General features: G+C 35.4%; 7 protein-coding genes and 1 pseudogene. All 8 read right to left on the bottom strand.

Going from position 1 to position 7987, the window contains the following annotated elements; genetic code table 11:
* Positions 1-1005 (bottom strand): annotated as a pseudogene (locus tag A9G24_RS04985) (hypothetical protein); the annotation flags it as partial.
* A 23-nt stretch (positions 1006-1028) separates the two neighbouring features.
* Positions 1029-1988, bottom strand: a complete 960-nt coding sequence (locus A9G24_RS04980; RefSeq protein ID WP_065638045.1) for a hypothetical protein — start codon at positions 1986-1988, stop codon at positions 1029-1031.
* A gap of 3 nt (positions 1989-1991) precedes the next feature.
* Complete coding sequence (locus A9G24_RS04975; RefSeq protein ID WP_065638044.1) at positions 1992-2597, bottom strand: hypothetical protein; 606 nt, start codon at positions 2595-2597, stop codon at positions 1992-1994.
* Between the two features lie 142 nt (positions 2598-2739).
* Complete coding sequence (locus A9G24_RS04970; protein WP_065638043.1) at positions 2740-3336, bottom strand: hypothetical protein; 597 nt, start codon at positions 3334-3336, stop codon at positions 2740-2742.
* 2 nt (positions 3337-3338) lie between these two features.
* A complete protein-coding gene (locus A9G24_RS04965; protein WP_065638042.1) occupies positions 3339-4484 on the bottom strand; it encodes a hypothetical protein in 1146 nt (381 codons plus the stop codon).
* Between the two features lie 109 nt (positions 4485-4593).
* Entirely contained in the window at positions 4594-5328 is a 735-nt protein-coding gene (locus A9G24_RS04960; RefSeq protein WP_065638041.1) for a DUF2931 family protein, read from the bottom strand.
* Positions 5329-5344: 16 nt separating this feature from the next.
* Positions 5345-6955 (bottom strand): T6SS phospholipase effector Tle1-like catalytic domain-containing protein, encoded by a 1611-nt coding sequence (locus A9G24_RS04955; RefSeq protein ID WP_065638040.1) that lies wholly within the window; start codon positions 6953-6955, stop codon positions 5345-5347.
* A gap of 10 nt (positions 6956-6965) precedes the next feature.
* Positions 6966-7987 (bottom strand): DUF2345 domain-containing protein (locus A9G24_RS04950; protein WP_141673071.1); only part of this gene is annotated, 1022 nt, incomplete at its 5' end.

Here is a 7987-nt window from a genome sequence, read left to right as displayed (position 1 = left end):
CACGGTACGAGGGTAACATACCGTATTACGTTTCTTTTCCTGTGGAGAAAGGTTGTCATCTAATGATAACGGAAAATTATGCCAATAACTTACGCTTGAATTGAGCTGCCCATCTTCGCCATTAAGCTGTAAGACTTTACTGGCGGCTATCCAGTACGGCTTGTTTTCAATCATAAAGCGAATCGTGAAAAAATCATCATCATTCGCAGGCTCAGAATAGACACTCGGTAACGTCGTATCTTGCCCCTTTCCGCCACTAATTAGCTCAACTTTATCGGGGATATCTGCCTCGGTTAATTCGGGATATATCCGCCTTACATACATTTTCTCACTTGCGGTTAAGGTGTACGGTTGCGCTGACGGGCTTTTTGCCTGTATCTTTCCATTAATGCCATTAACCACCTTGCCAACCCCTGGGTCGAATAACGGCTGCTCGGTTGAAGTATGAAAAAATCTTGAGGGAAGATTGACGGTATAGACCGGTTTGATTTTAATATAGTAGCTCTCGGTAGTGTCGGTAAAATGAATCGCCACCCCAGAGCTTAACCAACCTGCCGGTTTAGCGGCTTGCACTAATCGCGCCTCTTTTTCAACTAATATGATAGTTTTTTCACTTTCAGGCAGCTTGTCCGCTAAGGTGCGGGTTTTAGTGATAAACGCCGGTAAATCATCACAGGTCAGTAATTCAATATGTGCCATTGGCGGTAATTGCTTGTCTAACGCCCGTTTCATGTTCGATAACGGGGCTTCTTTAGGCTCGTCAAAACGTTCGGATTGGCTGACATTATGGCCGATGTAACCTATAAAGTCGCCTTTATTAATTGGCACAGGCGTTTTTAATACCACCACTTTATCTAATTTTTCAGGTTTAAGTTGGGTCACTATCAGTGAGGTTAATTTGACATACCCCTTATGTGGCGCCTCATCCCCGCCATTTTCTGCAACCAAGACTGCCGGCACATCACAATGACTAATTTTACGGATTATGGTTCCCCCCCATGCCATATAATTTCCAAATAAATTTCATTTCACTCCAATAATGTTTGGGCTAATTTTTCTATCTTTTTGTTTAATTGTTCTGTTAAACATTTTGTAATATTATAAGTAAATTCCTCAGTTTCATAATAATAATTAGGAGCAGGTATTAATAAACATATTTCATTAATTTGTTTATCTATTTTGTCTATAGATTCATTAAAATTAGTTTTTTTATCCTTAAGTGATATGACTTTTTGAGATAAAAGGTTATGATAATAGCGGTAAGAGTCGATACTACAATTTGTCGAAAATTGTTCTCGATAACATGTCTTTAATTTATCAATATCATATTTCGATTTTTCCAGTGCTCCTTCAAGAATTTCAAATTTATAGGGATAAATAATTTGATATTTATAACCTTCGTCAATTAATAACTCTTTAAGCTGAAATTGTAAGTCTTTTTTATCTATTTGATAATGTTTCCAGAATATTGGTTTTACACTAGTATCGATATCTTTTACCAATAATAGATAAACATCTTTACTAGGAGAAATATAATAGTACTGATTACTTAACCAATAATAACCTTCAACGTCATAGGAACTATTTGCCAATATAATTTTATCTTTAAGTTTTCCTTTATGAAAAAGGGATAGATTAAGCTCTTTAACAGGAGATATTTTATTATTAACAGTTTTATTATAGAGTTTTTTATTAATAGTAAGCTTTAACTCATTGACATCATATATAACAATTTTGTTATTAATAATTTCATATAAATTATCAAAATATGAAGCAATTCGATTAATCGGGCAACGCTCTAGAATTTTTTCTCGTTCAGCATTTGTAAAATGCCAAAAGTCATTGGATTTTTCGCAATCTTTTTCTAGTTTTGAGATATTTATAGTGTTAAGAACAGATTTACCTTCATAGTTCTCAATAATCTTAAACTCCTGACCATAACAATAAAAACTAAATAAAATTATCTCAATGAACAATAAATTTCTCATTACTTAATCCTTTATTGTGTTAAAAATTCCAGAAGAACTCATTTGATATTTGTCTTCTGTTGTATAAACTTTTTTATCTTTTGGATCTTCATCGAGTTCAAAAAGATTTTGTTTTTGATGTTGTTTTATTACTATTCTGCCATCTGTTTTTATTACAAAATCATTCCAATATGATATTTCACCATTTTGAATTTTGTACAAAAGTATTGCATCCATCAGATTTCCGTTCTTATCATAACTATACAATTGAAAAGTAAAAATTTTTTCATTATTTTCACCTACAGCTATTTGTATAATACCTTTATATAAAATATTCTTATGATAAAAATAACAATGGGGAAAATAAAAAGTTGTTTTAGTAAGATATTCAAATAACTTTGGCTTAAATGAAAATTCTTTATTCGTAAACCTTAATGGAAATGGCATATTAGGTGAAAGATACAAGCCATGTTCACCCCAATAATAATATTTTTTTAATTCATTAGAAGAATAAGGTAATTTGATTTTATGATAGTCACGTAAATCGCTATTTAAATTTTCTGAAAATGCAATATTTACATCAAATAATGATAATAGGCAGATAATGATAAACCTTTCAAAAAGTTTCATTGTTAAATTTCCTTAATGTTACTTATGCCAAATTCAACATCTCAATAAATATTGTTCTTTTTATTAGGGTATTATTTAATATAGGCTAATAAAAGTGATGAAGACAGCCCTTATTATTCTAATTTATACTTAGTGACATTCATTATTCAAAATTAATATTACCTTTATCATCAATAAAATAATAACTTACCTTATGTTGTTCAGTCATAAGCTTGTCTGTTTCTATATCAATGCAATACTCTGATTCTATTATTTCAAATTTCTTATTTTTATAAATACGTGTTTTTTTATTGATTGAGCATTCTGCTTGTGCACCATCAACAACAATCATTTTGCTAATCAGTTGATTACTCTTATCAAAAATCTGTAATTCAAGAGTTGGAAGGTTATAATATGAATCTTGCTCATTGTGATCCCAATAAGCAAAAAGGAACACATTTAGATTGCTATCAAGTGGAAGCTTTTTAAATAATATAGCTTTACCTGTATAAGGTTTTCTATGCTCAACCATACTTAATAAAGGCGTATCAGGGTCAAAAAGTGCGTTTAGTGGATTCTTTTTATCATAAACTTGATTATTATCAGCAAAAAAGTCTTTTAAAGAATGATAGGACGATGTTTTTTTTGAATATCCCTTAAATTCATAAAGAATATTATTGGGATCTTTATTTTTATCTTCTGCGAAAGAAAATAACGAAATCAATAAAATGCATATAGGGAAAAATTTAAATCTAATCATTTTTAATCCTGTACATTTATAATTAAGTTAAAATCAAAACCACATATATGTAAATGATGATAATGATCATATCCATTAGGAGGAGCTTTCTTCATATGCTTAGTATATTTAAGTAAAGTATTTGGTTGTTTCTTATATGTAAAATATTCTGAATACATTAACGAAGTCCTTGCCCAACCAAATTTATACAATGCTTTATTAAATTTTTCTTGCTCATCAAAATCAAAACTTGAATAAGATAACCATGTTAGCTCACCATTTCTTTTAGTTGATATATATCTTAAATCGCCGGCAACCCCATTTATATGAGATTTACTCTGAACAGATTTAGCATCATAAGTGCTAAATCCATTAAAGCCTAAATAATCAGCATTCAGTTCTAACATAGCACCAAGCAACCCTGCAAAACAATCAGGATTTATATACCACCTGTGACTATCACTATTAAATGTTGCAAATTTTGCTTTAACATTACCATCAGATGAAATGTAACCTTTTTCAAACTCCTTAACATTAATTAATTCCACATTATGTGCTTGTGGAATATTTCCTCTCGCCATAGCCTTAGTTACATGAACAGTAAAAATACCCAACTCATGTATTTTTTTATTCTTATCATGATAAACGTATTTATATTTTTGTTCATAACCTTTCAATATTTCTTGTGGTATATGTTTTTCAATTTTTCCATCATGATAAATATGATAAGTAGCTATGCCTGCGCCTGAAAAATAATCCATCATCGCTACCGGATGAATAAACCATGCCTTGCCATCAGTTGATAGATTAGACAGTTTAGAGGTATTGGTATTGGTATTCGCATTGCTTTGTTCTGTGCTGGTTGTTTGATTTTGAGTTTGCGCTTGTGCCACTTGTTTCCACCACAGTGAGGGTTTAATGCGCTGTGCTTTTTCTAGTTGCCAGTTTGATTTGACATGTTTATGCGCTTCGTCCACCACGTCTAAGGCAAAATCACGGAGGTAAGGCTCGGTGATGCCTAGCTCATCTAATCCCGCTTCAATAAGTGCTTTTTGTTGTTGTTTTTTTTCTTCAAATAGCTCATCAATTTCGTTCCATTTGCTTAACGCTTCATCGGCATACCATTCGCTTTCATATTTCACCAGTAAATGCCCTATCAACTCCGCCATCCAGCTTTTGCGTAAACCTCCCTCTAAATATCAATTAACAAACGATGAAGATGCTTTATTTAAACTTGCACCATGATTCTTCATTTAGCCTGTTATTTATACTAATCCTTTAAAAGTTGGGTGGATTTTTGAGTTTGAGATATTGCCCCATGGTGACATTATTATATTTTTCTTGCCACTCTTTGGGCATGCCGTGTTTTTTTAGCCAAGCTTTAGCTTCAGGGGTGATTTCGGTTATTTTACCGTTTGGGTATGGGTTGGGGCAAACATCCGACCCTGGCGGGATTCGCTCAGTGACTCCTTTACCAAATTCTATTGCCGTTGCATCTGGATGAGCAAGCCCTGTAACCCAACCGGTCACACTGCCGCCTGGGGCAAAACCAATAATAATGGTATCGTTATAACCAATCTCATTTTTATCATAGGCTTCGGAATAAAAATGGTGTGGTGTTGCCATCTCTTGCCTAGCCCATAATGGCACCACTAATTTAGTGCGATAAAAAGTTTGATCGGCAAAAGATGACCAACAAATATAAAATTCTTCCGGCAAATCGGAATAAACGGGTAAATTACTATAACCGAATTCTGTCTGCCATTGCCCAGGGGTTTCATAATTTTGATTATTACGCGCAACTATATCAATGATTTTATATTTGTTTGATTGGGTCTTTATCATGGTTGAAAATACTATCGATTGGAAATAGTGTGGATAACTTCCACCAATACGCCATTCACTGTAAGGTTTTTGCGGCAAATTAGGGTTCACGTTGTTATGTGTAAATGGTGTATGGCAACCACTTATTAGCAGTACCAAACTGAAGCTGGTGATAAGTTTTTTTAACATATAAAATCCTTACTATTTATTGATCGGGGTGGATTAACCGTTGCCAATCACCGTGGTGGGTAAGGTGTGGTTGGTGAACTTGCAGTAATCCTGTTATTGCCTGCTCTTTTTCTTTTTTTGCTGGCCAAGTGATTTTAACTATTTGACCAGTGTTTTTGTCGATTAGTTCTTTTTCGGCTGGTCTAGTATAAAAATAGCGTTCATATTCAGCCGAGCAATGGGTATAGTTGTTCAGCACTAACCGCTTTTCAGCTTCCGTCAATTGATAGGTTTGATAGCTATCGGCAGCTTTGATGATTTTATTGGCCACGCTTTGTAATTCATTCGGGATAACGTAAATATCCCAAAAAGGGATAAATTTACAATTTTGTTTTACCGCCTCATTATACATAATCCTTAAAGCAACTCGGTCAAGACCAAATTTTATTTGCCGCCTAACACGGATTACGCCATAGGCATTGGTGTAGTTATTGTTATCGTATCTTACTGGGGTTGTCCATTGGTAGAAGTTATTTTCACTTAAACCATAAAACAGGTAGTGCAAGTCAGGATGTTGTTGGATTTTTACGAGCGCTTTTTGTAGCTTTTGCTTAATATTGGATGGTTGACCTAAATAGAGATTATCATGTTGATAAACTTTGGTAATATAAAGGTTTTCTTCAATATCATGATTGGGGTAGCCACCGCCAATATCCGAATGCGCACCCGGCATGCTTACTTTTTTAAAATAATTAGGCACATCATTGAGCGAAAAGTTATGCCGATATTCATGCGCGGCCTGAATATGTAATCCTGCATCAGTCGAATCGGGGTGAATATGGATATCGATATCAAAAGTGTTAGCATCGCCCGCATCAAATAAATTTTCGGGTCGACCAATTCCTGCCACGGTATCGAAAATACCTAAAAAATGGACATGTCCATTGGCATGTCCTTGCCAATGGTCACTGATTTTGCCCTCTAACGCTTGTTTTAACATTTTGGTTAGCGGGTTGTTATTGCCTTGTTTATCTTTATCATTTAACTTATCAGCAACAAAGTTGGTAAAGTAGCGGGCGGTTGCCGCACCTCGGCTAAAGCCAAATACATCATAGTTAATTTGTTGAATACGTGTTTTAGGGGCTTTACCCAAAAAAGTCTTTAACTCTTTTTTAATTTCGATTATAGCTCGGTTTATTTTACCTTTAATTCCCGTTACACCAAGGCCTGTGGCAAAACCAATATTACTATCACTTTCACCAATTCGGCTACCGACACCTTCTATATAAACGCTCAATTGATAATGTGCCACACCATTTTTATCTTTTGATAATTTTACAATATCTTTTTTAAGATCAGAATGATACATTTGATATAATTTATAGACATTCGAATGATCATTGGTGTAACTGGTATTGAACACTGGGAAAGTGATTTCAGGTGTTTCGCCGCGGGCTAGCGCTTGTTGATACTCTTCACGCATTGAGATGTTAAATGAATTATTCGCTGTACCGTCAAAAAATACACCTATAGTCAATATAACTTCATCAGGACGTTTAATCACTTGTTTATGTACAGCAACCTCACCATTAGCTCCAACTTGATTAGTGTTAGCTGTAGTAAATGATCCCTGCTTTTTATTCTTCATATTGATTTCCTTATATTAATCGAGTTAATTGCACATCAATGGAATCTGGAGAATCAGTATAGAAAGCTTTGGTTTTGCCTTCTTTATCGGTTATGCCATGTATTTCTTTGCCATCGGGTAACACGGCAATGTAGGGTTCATTAGCATATACCCCGCCTTGCTCATCGACAAAGTGAAATTTAATACCATGTTCTGTAATAAGTTGTGGTAAATTTACTGTAGAGATATCAAGTGCTTTCGGCCCCATCTTCTGGAACACATTACACTTAAGATAGATATTATCCTGTGTGCCCAGTTCGATGCCTTCACTGCTGATTTTGATATAAGAGCCACCACAGATGAGCGTTATCTCTTTGGCTGCTGTTATCTGCGTTTTACCATCCACGCTATCCACTTTGATATCTTGCTTGGCAGCCATATTGAGGTTGGCATTTTGGGCTTGCACCTCAATATCACCTTGGTTGGCAAACAGTTTCATGCCCGCTTTTTGCGCAAATAAACCAATCGCTTCGCCCGATGAAACAGTGACGTTGTTTAAAGCGTTGATATCGGTTTGATTTTCGCTGGTTAAGGTGAGGCTGCTCGCTGTTGTCAGTTGAATATTTTCAGGGCTGGTTAGGGCGATGCCTTCTTGCGCATAGGCCAGTAGGCCACTTTGGGTTAGCTGAGTTAAGTTGGCTTTAAGTTGCGCTTGGCTGTCGGTATCGGCGCTGTGCGCTTCGGACTGGGTGGCGGCATTTTGTAGTGCTTTGGCAATAGAGAGGGCATTTTCAAGTTGGCTTATTGCCGCTTGCATATCCAGTTGTTTACCTTGCGCTTTCGGCTGGGTTTGCGTGGTTAAGTATAAGCCTCTATTGGCGGCAATCGCGCCCCATTCGTCGGTGCGTAGTTCAAACCCTTCGCCACGTTGGCTTTTTTTATTATCGACCAAATGCCCCAAATTAAGTTGAGTTTTGCCGTATTCGGTGGCCAGTTTGATGTGCTCTTGCCCACGTTTGTCATCCATGCGCAGTTTGTTATTAGCCGGCGTGC

The organism is Gilliamella sp. App6-5, from assembly GCF_001690525.1.
GTDB lineage: Bacteria > Pseudomonadota > Gammaproteobacteria > Enterobacterales > Orbaceae > Gilliamella > Gilliamella apicola_H.
This window is presented reverse-complemented; position numbering and strand designations above follow the sequence as displayed.

What these genes read in the sequence shown, in the direction of transcription:
- A9G24_RS04965 (WP_065638042.1), bottom strand. Translation starts at nt 4,484, where the DNA reads ATGGCGGAGTTGATAGGGCATTTACTGGTGAAATATGAAAGCGAATGG.
- A9G24_RS04975 (WP_065638044.1), bottom strand. Translation starts at nt 2,597, where the DNA reads ATGAAACTTTTTGAAAGGTTTATCATTATCTGCCTATTATCATTATTT.
- A9G24_RS04970 (WP_065638043.1), bottom strand. Translation starts at nt 3,336, where the DNA reads ATGATTAGATTTAAATTTTTCCCTATATGCATTTTATTGATTTCGTTA.
- A9G24_RS04960 (WP_065638041.1), bottom strand. Translation starts at nt 5,328, where the DNA reads ATGTTAAAAAAACTTATCACCAGCTTCAGTTTGGTACTGCTAATAAGT.
- A9G24_RS04980 (WP_065638045.1), bottom strand. Translation starts at nt 1,988, where the DNA reads ATGAGAAATTTATTGTTCATTGAGATAATTTTATTTAGTTTTTATTGT.
- A9G24_RS04955 (WP_065638040.1), bottom strand. Translation starts at nt 6,955, where the DNA reads ATGAAGAATAAAAAGCAGGGATCATTTACTACAGCTAACACTAATCAA.